This window comes from Pseudomonas sp. FSL R10-1350 (assembly GCF_009600525.1).
GTDB lineage: Bacteria > Pseudomonadota > Gammaproteobacteria > Pseudomonadales > Pseudomonadaceae > Aquipseudomonas > Aquipseudomonas helleri.
The window spans coordinates 1-16019 of sequence record NZ_WIVR01000085.1 but is presented as its reverse complement, the minus strand read 5'-3'; the positions used below and the strand labels follow the sequence as shown (position 1 = coordinate 16019).

Below are 16019 nucleotides of genomic sequence, written 5' to 3'. Positions count from 1 at the left end.
CTGTGGCAGCAGACGCGCCACGCGGCCCCGGCGGCGGACCACGAACAAACCCTGCGCCTGCGCGAAGCCACGGCGATGCTGGCGGTGTCCCGCTGGATGTACCGCAGTGCGCTGGAACGCACCGAGTCCCGTGGCATGCACCGGCGCAGCGACTATGCAGGCACCGACGTGACGCAACGCCACCGGGTTATCAGTGGCGGGCTGGATGACGTCTGGACCGGGCATGAACGCCTCGGGCCGGTGATGGAGCAGTTGCTGAGAGGGCAGGCGGCATGATTGAACTGATTGATCCGCAGCGTTGCACCGGCTGCAACATTTGCGTGCTGGCTTGCCCCACTAACGTGTTCGCGCCAGTACCGGGGCAAGCGCCCTTGATTGCCCGGCAGAACGATTGCCAAACCTGCTTTATGTGCGAAGTCTACTGCCCCGAAGATGCCTTGTTTGTGGCGCCGTACGCAGACCGCCTGGCTACGCCTGTCGAGATCGCTGACCAGACCCGGCAGTGGCTGGGCAGCTACCGCAGCGCGGTGGGTTGGGGCAAGGGGCGGGCGTCTACCGCCAGCGATGACCAGAGTTACCATTTGCTAGGAAAGTATTAATCATGAAGGGATTCAATCGACGGCAGTTTTTGGGGGCCGGGCTCGGTGCTGCGGCCCTGTTCGGGTTGCCCGGGCGTTTGCTCGCCGCCAGCGACCCAAAGCGTACTTTGCGTGTGGGCTATGTGGGTTCGACCACAGTGCCTACCGGGCCCTCCGGTTGGGCCTTGCACCAAGGGTTAACGCAAAAACATCTGGAGCCACTGGGCTTCGACAACATCAGCACTTACGTGTTTGTGAACGGCCCGGAACTGAATGAAGCCTTGCTGTCGGGTGCGCTGGATGTCGGCACCTACGGCGATACCCCGGCCATGGTGTGTTACGCCATGAGCCAGGCCAGCCGTTTGCTCAGCATCGATGCCGTGGGCATGAACGCCTGGCTCGTCACTCCCAAGAACGGCGTGAGCTCTGTGGCCGAACTCAAAGGCAAGGTGGTTGCCACGCCGCTGGGGTCGTACATGCACCGCTACCTGATCGGCACCTTGCACGAGGCAGGCATTCTCAAAGACACCAAAATCGTTGCCTTGCCTGCCCGCGATTCGGAAGCCGCACTGGCGCGGGGCGACATTGCCGCTTACGCAGCGCAAAGCGAATTGGGCCCTACGCTGTTGAGCAACGGTTACCCGCTGATCGACCAGGCCACTGACCACCCGCACTTACGCGGCTGCACCGTGACCGTCGCCAGTGAGAAGTTATTGAAACAAGTGCCCCACTTCAGTGAGGCCTGGTTGGCTGCGCGCCGCGAGTCGGTGGCGCAGATCACGGCCGACTGGCCGGCTTACTTCAGCTTCCATGCCCAGGCGTCCAAATACTCCCAGGCGGCGATTGAAGCCACCTACACCGGGAATGAGTTTCAGCTGGAGCCACTATCCCCGGTAGGCCTTGAATTGTTGAGTGGTTCCAAACAGTTCCTGCTCGAACAACGCCTGATTCGTCGTGATTTCGATATCAACGAGTGGAAGGTCTAATCCAGCGCCTCAACTAACTGTAGGAGCGAGCTTGCCTCGCGATCTTTTAAAAGATCAAAAGATCGCGAGGCAAGCTCGCTCCTACACGTATTTGATTGACTCAGCCCTTCACCAACCGCCGTATGTCCACCGTTTCCAGAATGCTTTTCGGCGCACCATGGCGCGCTACTTCGAGCATGGCCAAGCTGACTGGCTGCCGGTGCATAGATAAAGGTCAGGTTACGCAAAATCCAGGAAACCCTCGAAATTTGGCGAATCGATTCCGGAACACGCTCGTAAGAGAAAATCAATTGCTCCAAACATACCTCACCTCATCCAGCGTCACGCCACCACGCACGAGCGTGCGGCAACTGCCAGGCTCTTCTGTTCCACCAAGGCCCTTATAGAAACGAATGGCCCTTTCGTTGCCAGATAAAACCCATAAGGTGATGCGTTTATAACCTTGATCAAGCAAACGCTTAAAACCCGCCTGCCACAATCGGGCGCCAATACCCTTACTCCAATATTCTGCCAAAACGTAGATCGCCATGACTTCTCCCGATGCTGCTTCGGGCGTGTTTTCATCACGACAAGGCCCCAGTGAAAGCCAACCAATAACGATTCCCTCCACTTCGGCGACTAAAACGTCAGCGTCTTTGCCTTCAATTGTGCGGGCCCAATAGGTCTCTCTTTGAGGCAATGTCGCACTAAGGGAGGCTAAATAGTCAGTGGGCATCAGATCAAGATAAGCGTGTTGCCAACTACTGACATGAACGTGAGCGATGCGTTTCGCATCCTCGGGTAATGCGTCACGAATCATAACCATCCCTCTCAAGCGTTGTGTCTCGCATAAAAGCTGCGCCAGACGGGATGCCCGGACGCTTACGGGACTGTAGGAGCGAGCTTGCCTCGCGATCTTTTAAAAGATCAAAAGATCGCGAGGCAAGCTCGCTCCTACACGTATTTGATTGATTCAGCCCTTCACCAATCCCCGAATATCCGCCGTCTCCAGAATGCTTTTCGGCGCACCATGGCGCGCTACTTCGAGCATGGCCAAGCCGATTTCTTCGGTCGACAACACGTACTTGGGCAGTAGCTTGCGGGCGATCGACAGCAAGGGCGAGGTCAGCACATAGAACGCGTTGTACATCGGTGTCTTCGAACGCGCGCCGTGCAACGGCTGGATCACCCCAGGGCGAAACATGTAAGCCGCTTTGAACGGTAACGCCAGCAGGTCGGTTTCGGTGCGCCGTTTAACCTGCGCCCACATGGCTGACTGGCTACCGGTGCCGGCGCCTGACACATAGGTAAAGGTCAGTTGCGGGTTGAGGCGCGACAGCACTTGGCCGGCCGCCAGCGGGATGTCGTGGTTGATGCGCGAATACCCGGCTTCGTCCATACCCACTGCCGAGGCGCCGAGGCAAAAAAAGCAGGCGTCAAAGCCTGTCAGCAGGTCTTCAATGGCCGAGTAGTCGAGCAGGTCGGCATGCACCAGGGTGCGCAGTTTGGGGTGGCTTGTTTCGCTGTCAGAGCGGCCAATGCTCAGGACATGGGTCACATCCTGTGCGGCCAGAGCCTCACGCAACACCCCTTGGCCCACCATCCCGGTGGCGCCAAACATCACAATTTTCATCTCAGTAGTCCGTTAGCGTTAATGAGTGGAGGACGACATGGGTTGCTGGGCTTGCGAGGCGCGCCAACGCGCTGGCGTCGTGCCTTCCCATGACCGAAACGCCCGATAAAACGAGTTGGTGTCCTCGTAGCCTAGCAGGCAGGCAATTTCTTCAATCTCGATTGAAGGTTCGCTGAGCAGATGGCGCACCACCTCTTGGCGGGTCTCCAGCATCAGTTGCCGAAAGTTCGTGCCGTCTTCGGTAATTCGCCGCTGCAAGGTGCGCTCGCTCATGCCCAGTTCCCGCGCCACGTCGGCCAGTTCCGGGCGACCGCTGGCGAGGATGCGCTTGAGTGCTGCCTTGACTTGCAGGCTGATGCTGGCCGACGCCGTGGCCTCGGCCAATGCAGCTATCAGCGCCGGGTTGAGCATGTCCAGCAGCTCCGGGTTATGGCCCGGAAACGGCCGATCCAGATCCGCCACGTCCAGCACCAAGGCATTGCGCTCGGCGCCATACTGCACGGGGCATCCGTAGAACTCGCTGAGCGCAGGGCTGCCATCGTCTTTACGAGCCAGTTCGACCTTGCGCGGGGTAATGTGCACGCGGGTGCCCTGACGACCCAGTTCTACGAAGGTGGCAAAGGCTGCGTCCACCAGCAGGTTGGGCGGCAGCTCGGGGGTGTGCAGCCAGTCAATGGTGACGGTGCAGGTCTGGCCGTCTTCATTAACCAGCAGCCGTTCCGGCGTGCACAGTTGTTTGAAACGGGCCATACGGTGCAAGCCATCGCGATAATCACGGGCAATAAAGGCTGCAAAGCTGGACGGCGGCAAGGTCGCAAAATCAAGCCGGGTCACCAGCAACACAGCGGCGGCCGGGTCTGGGTTGAGGGCCTGCACGGCGGCCCACAAACGAAAGAATTCTTCGGTGCTCACCTGACGCCGGTCACGCAGCTCACGTATGCACAGCGTGACGGGGAGCCGTGCCTGACGCAGGACCACTGAAGGCTCCAGCCCGATCAGCTTCAGGCCATGCCAAAAGGCATCCGGCACATTGAAACGAGAGGCAATAGGGCGGCTTGCGTCAGACATGGGGGCTCCTTTATGTCAGGTCAGTCAGGGGGGCTCAGTTAGAGGCCGACACGCTCAGGTCGTGCCACTTTTTATCCGATTCGGCCAGGTCTTGCGCGGCCTTGGCAGCGTATTGCACCGCGTCGCTACCGATCAGCAGACGCAGTGGCGCGTCGTCCTTGAGGGCCAGCTCCAGCACAATTTCAGCCACACGGTCCGGGCGGGTCGGCAAAATGCCCGGGGAGTTGAGCAACTCGGCCAGTGCGCCGACCGATTGTTTGTAGGGTTCGCTGATAGGCGGGATGGTCATGGACGGGCCGGCCCAATCGGTCTGCATGCCGCCCGGCTCAAGCACGGTGACTTTGATGCCAAGCGGGGTGACTTCCTGTGCCAGCACGGTGGAGAACCCGCCGACGGCCCACTTCGCGCTCTGGTACGCGCCCAGGCCAGCCATGCCGATGCGCCCACCCAGCGACGAGACCTGGAAAATGTGCCCGCTGCCCTGGCGACGCAGGACCGGCACAACCGCCTTGCTCACATACACCACGCCGTAGAAGTTGGTGTCGATTTGGGCGCGGAAGTCTTCCAGGGTGACGTCTTCGACCGCAGCCAGATCGCCATAACCGGCGTTGTTGACCACCACATCGAGGCGGCCAAAATGCTTCACGGCGGTGTCAACTGCTTGTTCCACCTGCTCGTTGTTGGTCACGTCCAGCGCCAGTGGGTAAATCGCATCGCCAAACTCGGCCACCAGGTCATCCAGTTGCTGAGGCTTGCGGGCGGTGGCGACAACACGGTCTCCGGCGCGCAGGGCAGCCAGAGTGATGGAGCGACCGAGGCCGCGGGAACTGCCAGTGATAAACCAGATCTTGGACATTCGAACACCTCTTCGTCAGAAACCGCTGAAACACCTGCCTCAGCGCCTGAACAAATAATGCTCGGCTGGCCGCCTTTACACACTAGCAGCAAGGCGCCAAGTGGCTTGCAGAAGGCGCCATTGTGCTTGCAACTTAGGTAATCGGCGCGAACTCCTCAACCGCATCCGGCCAAGGGCTCAGCACTTCAAAGCCGTTGTCGGTCACCGCCACCATGTGTTCCCACTGGGCCGACAGCGACAAATCCTTGGTGACCACGGTCCACTGGTCAGCCAGGGTTTTGACATGGCGCTTGCCCGCGTTGAGCATCGGCTCGATGGTGAAAATCATGCCGGTTTTAAGCTTCATGCCCTGGCCGGGATAACCGTAATGGAGGATCTGCGGCTCGTCGTGATAGACCTTGCCGATGCCGTGGCCGCAGTACTCGCGCACCACGCTGAAGCCTTCTTTTTCGGCAACGGTCTGGATCGCGTGGCCAATGTCGCCCAGGGTTGCGCCGGGGCGGACCTGGCGAATACCGGCGCACATGGCCTCATACGTGGTCTTGACCAGATGCCGCGCTTGCGGGCTCGGTTCGCCCACGTAGTACATGCGGCTGGTGTCGCCGTACCAGCCATCCTTTACCACGGCGATGTCGATGTTGACGATGTCGCCATCGTGCAGCACCCGGCCCGACGGGATGCCGTGGCACACCACTTCATTGACCGAGGTGCACACGGTTTTCGGGAAGCCGTGGTAGCCGACATTGCCGGGAATAGCCTTTTGCACATTGACGATATAGTCATGGCAAATCTTGTCGAGCTGGTCGGTGGTCACCCCTGCTTTGACGTGCGGGGTGATCATCGCCAGTACTTCAGCCGCGAGCATGCCGGCGACTTTGGACTGGGCTATTTGGGCCGGTGTATTGATAACCACGTGCGCTCTCATGGGCGGGCTCCTGCTGCAGCCTGTGCCGAATCAGCCAACTGACACAGCTGTTTTAAATCGAGACCGCCCTCAAGCTCGGCGCGAATCAGTAAACGACTGATCTGGTTGTGATCCAGATCCGGGTACAGCTCTGTGAGCATGCCAATGCGCATCCAGTGCTCTGCCTGAGCATTGATCGAGCGACTGAGCGCGTTGCTGGCGATGCGCAGATTTTCGTGCATGGCGTCCGAGATTTTTACGATGCCCATCAAATGACCCAAGATGAAATGTATATGGAATGTAAGCGAAACGTATATTAGGCGATGAGCCACGAAATCTGCAACACGCAGTCATGGACAGGCCCAAGGGTCGATCCCTATGCTGGGGCCATTACAAAAACAATCAAGAACGCCATGAACCCCGACTCTTCCCTCCATGTGTTGTTGCAGTGGCTTGCCCGGCCACACCGTAGCCTGGTGGCGCGCTATACGTTGCTGTCCGTTGTGGTCATGAGCGTGGCGCTGATTACCCTGGCGATTTTTTATGAGCAACTGGCCAAGGACTTGCTCAACCGCCTCACCGGCGAGCGGCTGGATGCCCAGGCATTGTCGACGGCCAACCGCCTTTCTTCCTTTCTGGATGATCGCTTCTACCAGCTCTCGGCGCTGTCCAATCACCCCAACATGCCTGAATTTATAGTTGATCAATCGCGGCTGATCAGCGACGTCGACTCGCTGCTCAAGCTGGAAGGGGACTTGCCCTTTATGTACGGCGTGCTGTTTTTTGATGAGCAGGACCGCTTGATCAAAGTATTGCCGGGCCAGTCTGCATCGGGGGAGCCGTACTGGGGCAATGAACACTGGTCCATCGCCGGTTTGCCGGTGCAATGGGTCGGCGATGTCGAAGTGATAGGGCCGCTGCTGCCCAAGGCGGGCGGCTCGGGCAGCTTTCTGATCCGCAAGAGCATCCGCATCGGGCGTACCAATCAGAAGGTGCGCATAGCCCTGCATTTACGCCTGGCTTCCTTGAGCGAGTTGCTGGTCAGCGCAGGCATGGGCGGCGTGGTTGCGCCGTTGTTACGCGTGCCTGGTGGCGCGTTTATCGACCCCACCGGGCGGCCCGTCAAGGCGCCGGGGCAATGGCATGAAGGGCCGATGATTTTGCCCGGCTGGCAACTGGTGTTCAGTGTCGAGCCGGGTGCCATCCTCAAGCCTCTGAACGATGCGCGCTGGTGGCTGTACTGGGTGGCGGCGGGGTTTATCGGGTTTATCCTCATTGTCTTCTTTACCCTCTCGCGGCAGTTGCGCGCGCGGGTCAGCACCTTGCTGCAAGGTGCCCATCAACTGTCCATGGGCGACTTGAGCTATCGCCTCGCGCTACAACCCAAGGACGATGAAATCAGCCATGTGGCCCGCGCCTTTAACGTGATGGCCGAGCGTCTGGCGCAGGTCATGGACCAGACCGTACGCAGCGAAAACCTCGCCGTGCTGGGCACCTTTGCCACGGGCGTGGCCCATGAAGTGCGCAACCCACTGGCGACCATGAAAACCACGGTGCAAGCCTTGCTGCGCCGCGAGCAAGAACCCGAGCGGCGGCACCTGCTGAGTGATCTGGTCAAGGAAATCGACCGCTTGTCACGGGTCACCAATGACTTGATCGAATACGGCCGCCCGCACCCGGCCAAACCGCGGGTGGTTTCGGTGGCGCACCTGTTCGAGCACACGGCGGCGATGGTCGGCCCCCACTTGCAAGCGCGCAATATCGAACTGCTGTGCGAGTCGGCAGGGGATTTGCAACTGTTCGTCGACCCGGATCAAGCCCGCCAAGTACTGCTCAACCTGTGTTTGAACGCTGTGCAGGCCAGCCCGGAAGGTGGCGTGGTGCGCTTGTGCGCCGAGACAGGCCAAGGGCGGGTGCGGGTGTTGATCATCGATCAGGGCTGCGGCATTTCGCCCGAACACCTGGAACAGATTCGCCAGCCATTTTTCACCCTCAAACCCCAGGGCACCGGCTTGGGGTTGAGCATCAGCCAGCAACTGCTGGAGGCCAACGATGCGCGCATGCACATCGTCAGCCGCGTGGGTGAGGGCACACAGGTGGCGCTCGATTTCCCTGCGTTCACCCGGTTTTTGTAGCCGCTTGCGTGCCCCGTCAGCGGCTACCGATCATTTTGAATACGTAAAAGTGAGACACAGATGCCTGATGTTCACGTGTTAATCGTCGACGATGAAGAAGCGCTGGTGCGCTCGCTCAGCTATGCATTGCGCGGGGAGGGCATGCGTATCAGCACGGCCAACAGTGGCGAAGCGGCGCTGCAACAGGTGCTGGATGACATCGACATCGTCTTGCTGGACCTGGGCCTGCCGGGCATCGATGGCATGGCCACGCTGGATGGCTTGCGCCAGCGCAGCCCGCACCTGCCGGTGATCATGATCTCTGCCCATGGCGATACCCGGGCGGCGGTGCAGGCGGTCAAGAGCGGCGCCACCGATTACCTGACCAAACCCTTTGAGCTGGATGACTTGCTTGCCACCATCAGCAGCACCTTGGCCCTGGAAACGCCTGAGTCACCGGTGCCCGGCCTGCAAGGGCAAAGCCCGGCCATGAGCACGCTGCACGCGGCGGTGCAACGGATTGCCCGCAGCTCGGCCACGCGGATTCTGCTGTTGGGTGAGTCCGGAACGGGCAAGACCTTGGTCGCCCAAGCGCTGCATGCGCACAGTTCACGGGCTGCCAGCGCGTTTATCGAAGTGAACTGCGCCGCCTTGCCCGAGCAGTTGATCGAGGCCGAGCTGTTTGGCTCGGAGAAAGGCGCCTACACCGGCGCCCATCAAAAGCGCGCCGGGCTGGTCAGCCAGGCCAACGGCGGCACGCTGTTTCTCGACGAAATCGGCGAGTTGCCACTGAGCCTGCAAGCCAAGTTGCTGCACTTTCTGGAAAACGGCAGCTACCGCGCGGTGGGCGCCAGCCAGGCCAGCAGTGCCGACGTGCGGGTGGTGGCGGCGACCAACCGGGACCTGGCCGACGATGTGCGTCTGGGGCGGTTTCGTGAAGATCTGTTTTACCGTTTGAACGTCATCACGGTAGACATCCCGGCCTTGCGTGAGCGCGGCGAAGACCTGCTGTTGCTGGCGCAGTATTTCGCCCAGCGCCAGGCGGTTGAAGAGGGCGTCAGTCCGATCCAGTTTTTGCCCGATTGCGTGGCGGCGCTGCGCCGTCATCGCTGGCCCGGCAACGTGCGCGAACTGAAGAATCTGGTTGAGCGCCTGACCATACTGTTGCCGGGGCAAGGCATCAGCGCGGCGATGTTGCCCGCGCCCTTGCAAGGGCAAGAGGTAGAGGCATCCCACGTGCTGGGCGACCAGCTCGAACGTGCCGAGCGCGAGCTGGTGACCGATGCGCTCAGCCGCTCGGCGGGCCACAAAGGTCTGGCCGCGCAATTGCTCGGCATTTCGCGCCACGCGCTCAAACGCCGCCTGCAACGGCTGGGCATTGAGCGCTAAGCGCTCACACCCGCGCGCAGGTTGAGCGCAAACCGCTCAACACACCCGCAAATCCTGTAGGAGCGAGCTTGCCTCGCGATCTTTTGACCCTTTAAAAGATCGCGAGGCAAGCTCGCTCCTACACGTTGTTCACCTTGGCACAGCCCTTGCTCTGTCCCTTCCCGCACTCCAACAAGAGGCGTTTTCAACGCCCAAAGGAATTTATGTCCCTGTTGCGTCAATGGGCCTGTGGCCTCCTGACCCTGAGCACTCTGCTTGCCAGCCCCTTGTCCAGCGCCGACGTCGGCCGTCTGGAATTAGGCGTGCCGGCCGCTGACGCCGACCTGACCCTGGGCTGCCTGTACCCGATGACCGAGCGCGCCGCCATTTATGGCCACGACAGCATCCTCGGCATTCAAGTCGCACTCAATGAATTGCAAACCCGCCGCGTGGCCGGTGAGCCCGTGCCGCGCCTGCGGGTAATTGTCGATGACGACCAGTCCAAAGCCTCCTACGGCGTCAGCCTGGCCAAGAGCTTTATTCACAAGGACGGCGTGCAAGTGCTGTGCGGCATGGTTTCGTCCGGTGTGGCGCTGGCCGTCAGCCAACTGGCCCGCCAGGAAAAAGTGCTGATGATCGGCTCCGATCACGCCTCGTCGCGCATGACCCTGGAAAACGGCCATCCATACTATTTTCGCGTCACCAATGACACCTGGACCTCCATGGCGGCAGGCGCGCGGTACCTGCAAGCCTTGCAGAAAAAAACCGGCTGGAAGCGTCTGGCGTTCATTGGCCCTGACTACGAATACGGCCATGTGTCCCGCGATGACTTGCACGAAGCCCTGAACCAGTTGGGGGTGAAGTTCGATGACGTCATCGAGTTATGGCCGCGTCTGTACGAACCTGATTACTCGCCGTATATCACCGCACTGGAACAGGCCCGGCCCGACATCATCGTTTCGGCGATCTGGGGCGGCGACTTCCATGCCTTTGTCAAACAGGCCGCCGGTAGCCGCTTGCTGGAAACCTCGCGGCTGGCGAACTTCGACACCGGGGCCAATTACGACTTTCTGGTGTCGCTGGGCAACAAGGCGCCAGCCGGGCTGATTCTGTCGGCGCGCCACCACAACAACTGGCCCGACACCCCGCGCAACCGCTCGTTTGTTGAACGCTTTCATCAGTTGAGCGGGCGCTACCCGACCTACGCCGCGCAAGGCGCCTACAGCGTGGTGATGGTGATGGCCAAAGCCTTTGAGAAAACCGGCGGGGTGACCGACACCCAGGCCTTGATCCGTGCCCTCGAAGGCCTGGACATCGCCTTGCCCGAAGACCCGCCCGGGAGCTTTTCACGCATCGACCCGGTGACCCATCAAATCCAGCAAAGCCAGGCCATTGGCACGCCGGTGAGCAATACCGATTACCCGCCAGCCCAACTGATGCTGGGTGACTGGTCGGTGTATTCGGCGCAAGAGCTACAGCTCGACAGCGCCACCCTGAAGCGGCGTCTGGCCGCGCGCAAACCCGTCGCCGAGCCCTAGCGGCTCGCACCTTGACCGAGAAGCAAGCATGAATAATTCCAAGAAAAGCATGTTGAAACACCCTTTGGCCTTTGCCATCACAGCTGCCGGGCTGGCGCTGTCATTGAGCGCCGGTGTGCACGCCGCTGAAAACGGCAAGTTCCGCATTGGTGTGGTGACCTTCTTGTCAGGCCCGGCCGCAGGCCCATTTGGCGAGCCGTCAGCGAATGCCGCCAAGGTGCTGGTCGAAGGCTTAAACAAAGGCCAGTTACCTGCGCCCTACGACAAGATCGGTATCAACGGTGCCGAAATTGAAATGGTCATGATTGACGAAGCGGGCGGGGCGGCCAAGCAGGTCGAGGAATTCCGCAACCTGGTGCAGCGCCAGAAGGTCGATGCGGTGGTGGGCTATATCTCTTCCGGAGACTGCCTGGCCATTGCGCCGGTAGCCGAAGAGCTGGGCGCCATGACGGTGTTCTACGACTGCGGCACCTCGCAGTTGTTCAAAGAAGACAAAACCCCGCAGTACGTGTTCCGTACCAGCCTCGATGCGGCGGTGGACAACATTGGTGCCGCCCGTTACCTGGCCAAGGTGCGCCCGGACGCACAGAAAGTCGCCGGTATTCAGCAGAACTACGCCTGGGGCCAAGACAGCTGGAACGACTTCACCCACTCCATGGAGCAACTGATGCCCAAGGCCAAAGTGGTGGAGTCGCAAATGCCCAAAGTGTTCCAGGGCCAGTACGGCGCGGAAATCTCCGCGATCTCGGTCAAGCGCCCGGACATCATCCACTCCAGCTTCTGGGGCGGCGACATGGAAGCCCTGGTGTTGCAAGCCAACGCCCGCGGTCTGCTGGAAGACGCTACCGCTGTGCTGACCTGCGGCGAGTCGGCCATCGACCGTTATAAGGATCAGGCGCCTAACGGCATGATCATTGGCGGCCGTGGTCCGTTCGGTGCCTTTGCGCCGGATAACACCCTCAACGGCTGGTTTAAAGGCCAGTACCAGGCCGCCTACAAAACCGCGCCGACGTATCCGGCCAGCAAAATGGCCCAGGCCATTCTGGGCCTCAAGCACGCGGCGGAAAACGCCAAGGTTGAGCCAGGCAAAATCCCGACCCCGCTGCAAATCGCCCAAGCGTTCAAGGGTGCGACCTTTGAGTCGGTGTCCGGCACCGTACAAATGGCCCGCGCTGATGGCCATCAAGCCATGCAAGGGATTGCCTACGGCGAATACCAATACGATCCGACGACCAAAAAAGGCGGCGTGCAAAACGTCATCGCCTTCTCGGGCGAATGCGTGACCCCGCCGGATGGCACCACCGCGCTGGACTGGATCAAGGCCGGCTTCCCCGGCGCGCAGTGCAACTGATCCGTTAACGGCCACTGTAGGAGCGAGCTTGCCTCGCGATCTTTTAAACGATCAAAAGATCGCGAGACAAGCTCGCTCCTACAGGTATTGCCACCTTCTTGCCAAGGTAGGACCTCAATGATGAGTCTTTTCGCGGTGCTGATAGACGGCACCATTTATGCCTCGTGGCTGTTTCTGGTCGCGGCCGGGCTCACGGTGATCTACGGGGTGATGCGCATCCTGAACATGGCCCACGGCAGTTTTTATGCCATTGGCGCCTACACCGCTGCGTCTCTGGTGGGCTGGTATTTCAATAACGGCATTGGCCCGGTCTGGGTCGGGTATCTGCTGATGCTCGGCTGCGCGCTGGTGGCCGGCCTGATCGTCGGGCTGATCATCGAGCGCGGCCTGCTGCGCTTTATGTACGGCCGCGACGAAGTGCTGATGGTGATCATCACCTACGCGCTGCTGCTGATCCTCGAAGACACCATGAAGATGATCTGGGGCGTGAACCCGTACTTCGCCTATCAGCCGTATGCCGAGATGGGCCGCAGTGCGCTGGCCGGGCTCAAGGTGTCGAATTACGACCTGATGCTGGTGGGCATCTCGCTGGTACTGGGCCTGGGCCTGTGGTTATGGCTGGAGCGTACGCACCAGGGCAAGGTGCTGCGCGCAGTGATCCACGACCGTGAAGTGGCCATGGCCATGGGCGTCAACGTGCGGCGCATGTTCACCCTGGTGTTTGTGCTCGGCACCATGCTCGGCACGTTGGCGGGCGCCTTGACCGCACCGGCGATCTCGGTGGTACCGGGCATGGGCGTTGAAGTCATCGTGCTGGCATTTGCCGTGGTAGTAATCGGCGGCATGGGCAGCATCGAAGGTGCCGCAGTGGGCGCCTTGCTGGTGGGCTTGAGCCGCGCCGCTGCCGTGCATTACGCGCCGGAGTTCGAGCTTTTTGTGATCTACGGGGTGATGGCGCTGGTGTTGGCGGTGCGTCCTCAAGGGCTGTTCGGCCGTGTACTGGCGAGGAAAATCTAAATGCGCCTGAGTAAAACCGAATTGATTCTGCTCGGCGTTGCCGTGCTGCTGGCTGCAGGCGGCGTAATCGCCCCGCAATGGCTGGTGTTTTTGCTGACCATGGCGCTGGCCAAGGCCATGGTGGTGCAAGGCGTGGTCATGCAAATGCGCGCCGGGCTGGTGACCTTTGGCCAAGGCTTGTTCTTCTGCATCGGCGGTTACGCGGTGGGCATGAGCGGGCACTTTCTGGACATCACCGACCTGGCCCTGCTGCTGTTGATCGGGGTGGGGGCGGCGGTGTTGCTGGCCATGCTGCTGGGGCTGCTGATGACCCGCTACCGGGAGATTTTCTTCGCCATGCTGTCGCTGGCGTTCTCGATGATTTTGTACGGCGTGCTGGTCAAAAGCTCGGCGCTGGGCAGCACGGATGGCTTCAATGTCAAGGCCTGGACCCTGTTTGGCTGGACACCCGCTGCCGGGCAGGCGCCGCTGGCGCTGTTCATCATTATCGTTGCCTGTTCGGGGTTGCTGGCGGTGTTGCTGCACCGCTACAGCCGCAGCAGCGCCGGGATGATGTGCGAAGCCATCCGTGAAAACGAAGTGCGCGTCGAATACCTCGGCCAGTCACCGCGCTGGGTGCTGTACATGAACTACGTCGCGGCCGCTGCCGTGTCGGCGTTGGGCGGCGGTTTCATGGCGTTGTCGGCCGGGCACATCGACCCGGAAATGGCCTACTGGATCACCTCCGGCGAATTCGTCTTCATCGCTTTGCTGGGCGGTACCGCCCACGTCGCCGCGCCATTTATTGCGGCCATTCTGTTTGCCGTGGTGCGCACCTACGCCATCGAGCTGGTGCCGCACAGTTGGCAGATGATTCTGGGTTTCACTCTGTTGGCGATCATTGTGTTCCTGCCTAAAGGCTTATGGAGCCTGTTCACCGGGCAGGCGCGGAGGGCAAAGGCATGAACTGCATTCTTGAAACCCAAGGGCTGTGCAAGGAATTTGGCGCCGTAACGGCGGCCAAAGACGTCAACGTGCGCATCCACAAAGGCGAAGTGGTCGGAGTGATTGGCTCCAATGGCGCCGGTAAAACCACGTTTATCAACATGGTCACCGGCTACCTGAAACCCAGCCGTGGCGAGATCCTGTTCAACGGCCAGTCGATCCTTGGCCGCACACCCAGGGCCATCACCCGGGCGGGCATGGCGCGTTCGTTCCAGGTCGCGCAGTTGTTCCCCCAACTGAGCGTGCTGGACAACCTGCTGATTGCCGTTTCGGCCGCGCAAAGCCCGTTCCCGTCGCTGCTGGCGCCGATGCGTAATGCGTCACGCATTGCCCAGGCGGATGCGATTCTGGCCGAGTTCGACATCAGCCGCTGGCGCGACACGTTGGTCACGGCGGTACCCCAAGGCGTGCGCAAATTGATCGACATTGCCATGGCATTGATCGGTGACCCGCAAATGCTGCTGCTCGATGAGCCCACCAGCGGCGTCAGTGCCGAAGAGAAAACCGCCCTTATGGACACCGTGATGCGCGTGGTCGCACAACATCAGGTCACGGTGCTGTTTGTGGAACATGACATGGACGTGGTGCGCCGCTACGTGTCGCGAATTCTGGCGTTCTACAGCGGTGAAGTGCTGGCCGACGGGGCGCCTGAAGCGGTGCTGGCCAACCCCCGCGTGCAAGAGTTCGTCACCGGCGGGCCAAACGCTCACAAGAGGGCAGCGCAATGAGTCTGGATATTCGCAACCTGCACGTCTCGATCGAAGGCGTGCCGATTTTGCATGACGTGTCGTTGCACGTGGGCGCCGGGCAAATGGTCGGTTTGATCGGCCATAACGGCGCCGGGAAAACCACGTTGATCCGCACCATCATGGGCCTGCTCGACGCTGACTCGGGGTCGATCACATTTGCCGGCCAGGACCTGCGCAACCGACCGGGTTTTACCCGCGCCGCAGCGGGCATCAGCTACCTGCCCGAAGACCGCCGATTGATCCCGGCGCTGACTGTCGAAGAGAACATCTTGCTGCCGGTCTGGGCCAACAAATTGCCTGACAGCCAGCGCCGTCTGGAATGGGTCTACAGCCTGATTCCGGAGATCGCCCAGTTCCGTGAGCGCAAGGCCATGCAACTGTCCGGCGGGCAACAAAAGCTGGTGGCGCTGGCGCGGGCGTTGATGCCGGGCCACACGTTGCTATTGCTCGATGAGCCGTTTGAAGGGGTGGCGCCGGTGTTGTCCCGGCGCCTGAGCGAAGTGATCGCCAAGCTCGGCCGTGAAGGGCTGTGCGTGCTGATATCTGAATCCGATGACACTCATTCTGCCGATCTGGTCGATGCGCTCTTTCGCATCGAGCGCGGCAGCGTGACCGCAGGGTAGGGACCGCCATGTCAAAATTTACCTTTGAAACCACACCACGGGTGATCTGCGAAATCGACGGCGCGCTGCGCCTGGGCGCCTTGTGTCGAGAACTGAATGCCGAGCGGGTGTTGCTGGTCAGCGACCCCGGTTTGCTACGCGCGGGCTTGCTCGACGCGCCGATCAACGCCATGCGCGATAGCGGTTTGCAGGTCACGTTGTACAGCGACGTGCAGGCCGACCCGCCGGTGGCCTGTGTTGAAGACGCGGTGGCGGTGGCGCGCAAATGCCG

The 16019-nt window shown here is 60.8% G+C and carries 17 protein-coding genes and 1 pseudogene; 12 read left to right on the top strand and 6 right to left on the bottom strand.

Going from position 1 to position 16019, the window contains the following annotated elements:
• From GHO25_RS23540 to GHO25_RS23530, 3 genes and pseudogenes are all read left to right on the top strand, one after another.
• Window positions 1–276, top strand: a pseudogene (locus GHO25_RS23540) (hypothetical protein); the annotation flags it as partial.
• Complete coding sequence (locus GHO25_RS23535) at window positions 273–599, top strand: ferredoxin family protein (RefSeq protein ID WP_048368674.1); 327 nt, start codon at window positions 273–275, stop codon at window positions 597–599. The pseudogene GHO25_RS23540 and the gene GHO25_RS23535, both read left to right, overlap by 4 nt.
• Window positions 600–601: 2 nt before the next feature.
• Complete coding sequence (locus tag GHO25_RS23530) at window positions 602–1564, top strand: ABC transporter substrate-binding protein (RefSeq protein WP_153392749.1); 963 nt, start codon at window positions 602–604, stop codon at window positions 1562–1564.
• Window positions 1565–1850: 286 nt separating this feature from the next.
• Here the strand turns inward: GHO25_RS23530 and GHO25_RS23525 are convergent, their stop codons facing one another.
• The 6 genes from GHO25_RS23525 to GHO25_RS23500 all read right to left on the bottom strand — a co-directional run bounded on the left by GHO25_RS23525 (window position 1851) and on the right by GHO25_RS23500 (window position 6273).
• On the bottom strand, window positions 1851–2363 hold the full coding sequence (locus GHO25_RS23525) for a GNAT family N-acetyltransferase (RefSeq protein ID WP_153330021.1): 513 nt from the start codon (window positions 2361–2363) through the stop codon (window positions 1851–1853).
• A 153-nt stretch (window positions 2364–2516) separates the two neighbouring features.
• Window positions 2517–3176 (bottom strand): NAD(P)H-binding protein, encoded by a 660-nt coding sequence (locus GHO25_RS23520; protein WP_153392746.1) that lies wholly within the window; start codon window positions 3174–3176, stop codon window positions 2517–2519.
• Window positions 3177–3194: 18 nt separating this feature from the next.
• Window positions 3195–4244, bottom strand: a complete 1050-nt coding sequence (locus GHO25_RS23515) for an AraC family transcriptional regulator (RefSeq protein WP_153392743.1) — start codon at window positions 4242–4244, stop codon at window positions 3195–3197.
• Window positions 4245–4278: 34 nt separating this feature from the next.
• Window positions 4279–5100 carry an SDR family NAD(P)-dependent oxidoreductase gene (locus GHO25_RS23510; RefSeq protein ID WP_153392740.1) on the bottom strand — a complete coding sequence of 274 codons (822 nt, stop codon included), beginning with the start codon at window positions 5098–5100 and terminating at the stop codon, window positions 4279–4281.
• 133 nt (window positions 5101–5233) lie between these two features.
• Entirely contained in the window at window positions 5234–6025 is a 792-nt protein-coding gene (gene map / locus GHO25_RS23505; RefSeq protein WP_123750322.1) for a type I methionyl aminopeptidase, read from the bottom strand.
• Window positions 6022–6273, bottom strand: a complete 252-nt coding sequence (locus GHO25_RS23500) for a ParD-like family protein (protein ID WP_048368667.1) — start codon at window positions 6271–6273, stop codon at window positions 6022–6024. The genes map and GHO25_RS23500 overlap by 4 nt, the downstream gene beginning before the upstream one ends.
• 144 nt (window positions 6274–6417) lie before the next feature.
• Here GHO25_RS23500 and GHO25_RS23495 point away from each other — a divergent pair, with 144 nt between their 5' ends.
• The 9 genes from GHO25_RS23495 to GHO25_RS23455 form a co-directional block, all read left to right on the top strand.
• Window positions 6418–8139: a PAS domain-containing sensor histidine kinase gene (locus tag GHO25_RS23495; protein ID WP_153392737.1), complete on the top strand. Its 1722-nt coding sequence runs from the start codon at window positions 6418–6420 to the stop codon at window positions 8137–8139.
• Window positions 8140–8199: 60 nt separating this feature from the next.
• The gene (locus tag GHO25_RS23490; RefSeq protein WP_153331822.1) at window positions 8200–9507 is read left to right on the top strand and encodes a sigma-54 dependent transcriptional regulator; all 1308 of its coding nucleotides are present in this window, start codon (window positions 8200–8202) and stop codon (window positions 9505–9507) included.
• Between the two features lie 203 nt (window positions 9508–9710).
• On the top strand, window positions 9711–11024 hold the full coding sequence (locus GHO25_RS23485) for an ABC transporter substrate-binding protein (RefSeq protein WP_048368664.1): 1314 nt from the start codon (window positions 9711–9713) through the stop codon (window positions 11022–11024).
• A 28-nt stretch (window positions 11025–11052) separates the two neighbouring features.
• Window positions 11053–12375, top strand: a complete 1323-nt coding sequence (locus GHO25_RS23480; protein ID WP_153392734.1) for an ABC transporter substrate-binding protein — start codon at window positions 11053–11055, stop codon at window positions 12373–12375.
• Between the two features lie 117 nt (window positions 12376–12492).
• Window positions 12493–13392, top strand: a complete 900-nt coding sequence (locus GHO25_RS23475; protein WP_048368662.1) for a branched-chain amino acid ABC transporter permease — start codon at window positions 12493–12495, stop codon at window positions 13390–13392.
• Window positions 13393–14337 (top strand): branched-chain amino acid ABC transporter permease, encoded by a 945-nt coding sequence (locus tag GHO25_RS23470; protein ID WP_153357155.1) that lies wholly within the window; start codon window positions 13393–13395, stop codon window positions 14335–14337.
• Complete coding sequence (locus tag GHO25_RS23465) at window positions 14334–15104, top strand: ABC transporter ATP-binding protein (RefSeq protein ID WP_048368660.1); 771 nt, start codon at window positions 14334–14336, stop codon at window positions 15102–15104. The genes GHO25_RS23470 and GHO25_RS23465 overlap by 4 nt, the downstream gene beginning before the upstream one ends.
• Window positions 15101–15748 (top strand): ATP-binding cassette domain-containing protein, encoded by a 648-nt coding sequence (locus GHO25_RS23460; protein WP_123750328.1) that lies wholly within the window; start codon window positions 15101–15103, stop codon window positions 15746–15748. The genes GHO25_RS23465 and GHO25_RS23460 overlap by 4 nt, the downstream gene beginning before the upstream one ends.
• Window positions 15749–15756: 8 nt before the next feature.
• On the top strand, window positions 15757–16019 hold a 263-nt coding region (locus tag GHO25_RS23455; RefSeq protein WP_153392731.1), incomplete at its 3' end, for an iron-containing alcohol dehydrogenase.

What these genes read in the sequence shown, in the direction of transcription:
- GHO25_RS23530 (WP_153392749.1), top strand. Translation starts at nt 602, where the DNA reads ATGAAGGGATTCAATCGACGGCAGTTTTTGGGGGCCGGGCTCGGTGCT.
- GHO25_RS23465 (WP_048368660.1), top strand. Translation starts at nt 14,334, where the DNA reads ATGAACTGCATTCTTGAAACCCAAGGGCTGTGCAAGGAATTTGGCGCC.
- GHO25_RS23515 (WP_153392743.1), bottom strand. Translation starts at nt 4,244, where the DNA reads ATGTCTGACGCAAGCCGCCCTATTGCCTCTCGTTTCAATGTGCCGGAT.
- GHO25_RS23460 (WP_123750328.1), top strand. Translation starts at nt 15,101, where the DNA reads ATGAGTCTGGATATTCGCAACCTGCACGTCTCGATCGAAGGCGTGCCG.
- GHO25_RS23520 (WP_153392746.1), bottom strand. Translation starts at nt 3,176, where the DNA reads ATGAAAATTGTGATGTTTGGCGCCACCGGGATGGTGGGCCAAGGGGTG.
- GHO25_RS23485 (WP_048368664.1), top strand. Translation starts at nt 9,711, where the DNA reads ATGTCCCTGTTGCGTCAATGGGCCTGTGGCCTCCTGACCCTGAGCACT.
- GHO25_RS23510 (WP_153392740.1), bottom strand. Translation starts at nt 5,100, where the DNA reads ATGTCCAAGATCTGGTTTATCACTGGCAGTTCCCGCGGCCTCGGTCGC.
- map (WP_123750322.1), bottom strand. Translation starts at nt 6,025, where the DNA reads ATGAGAGCGCACGTGGTTATCAATACACCGGCCCAAATAGCCCAGTCC.
- GHO25_RS23500 (WP_048368667.1), bottom strand. Translation starts at nt 6,273, where the DNA reads ATGGGCATCGTAAAAATCTCGGACGCCATGCACGAAAATCTGCGCATC.
- GHO25_RS23525 (WP_153330021.1), bottom strand. Translation starts at nt 2,363, where the DNA reads ATGATTCGTGACGCATTACCCGAGGATGCGAAACGCATCGCTCACGTT.
- GHO25_RS23470 (WP_153357155.1), top strand. Translation starts at nt 13,393, where the DNA reads ATGCGCCTGAGTAAAACCGAATTGATTCTGCTCGGCGTTGCCGTGCTG.
- GHO25_RS23480 (WP_153392734.1), top strand. Translation starts at nt 11,053, where the DNA reads ATGAATAATTCCAAGAAAAGCATGTTGAAACACCCTTTGGCCTTTGCC.
- GHO25_RS23495 (WP_153392737.1), top strand. Translation starts at nt 6,418, where the DNA reads ATGAACCCCGACTCTTCCCTCCATGTGTTGTTGCAGTGGCTTGCCCGG.
- GHO25_RS23475 (WP_048368662.1), top strand. Translation starts at nt 12,493, where the DNA reads ATGATGAGTCTTTTCGCGGTGCTGATAGACGGCACCATTTATGCCTCG.
- GHO25_RS23535 (WP_048368674.1), top strand. Translation starts at nt 273, where the DNA reads ATGATTGAACTGATTGATCCGCAGCGTTGCACCGGCTGCAACATTTGC.
- GHO25_RS23490 (WP_153331822.1), top strand. Translation starts at nt 8,200, where the DNA reads ATGCCTGATGTTCACGTGTTAATCGTCGACGATGAAGAAGCGCTGGTG.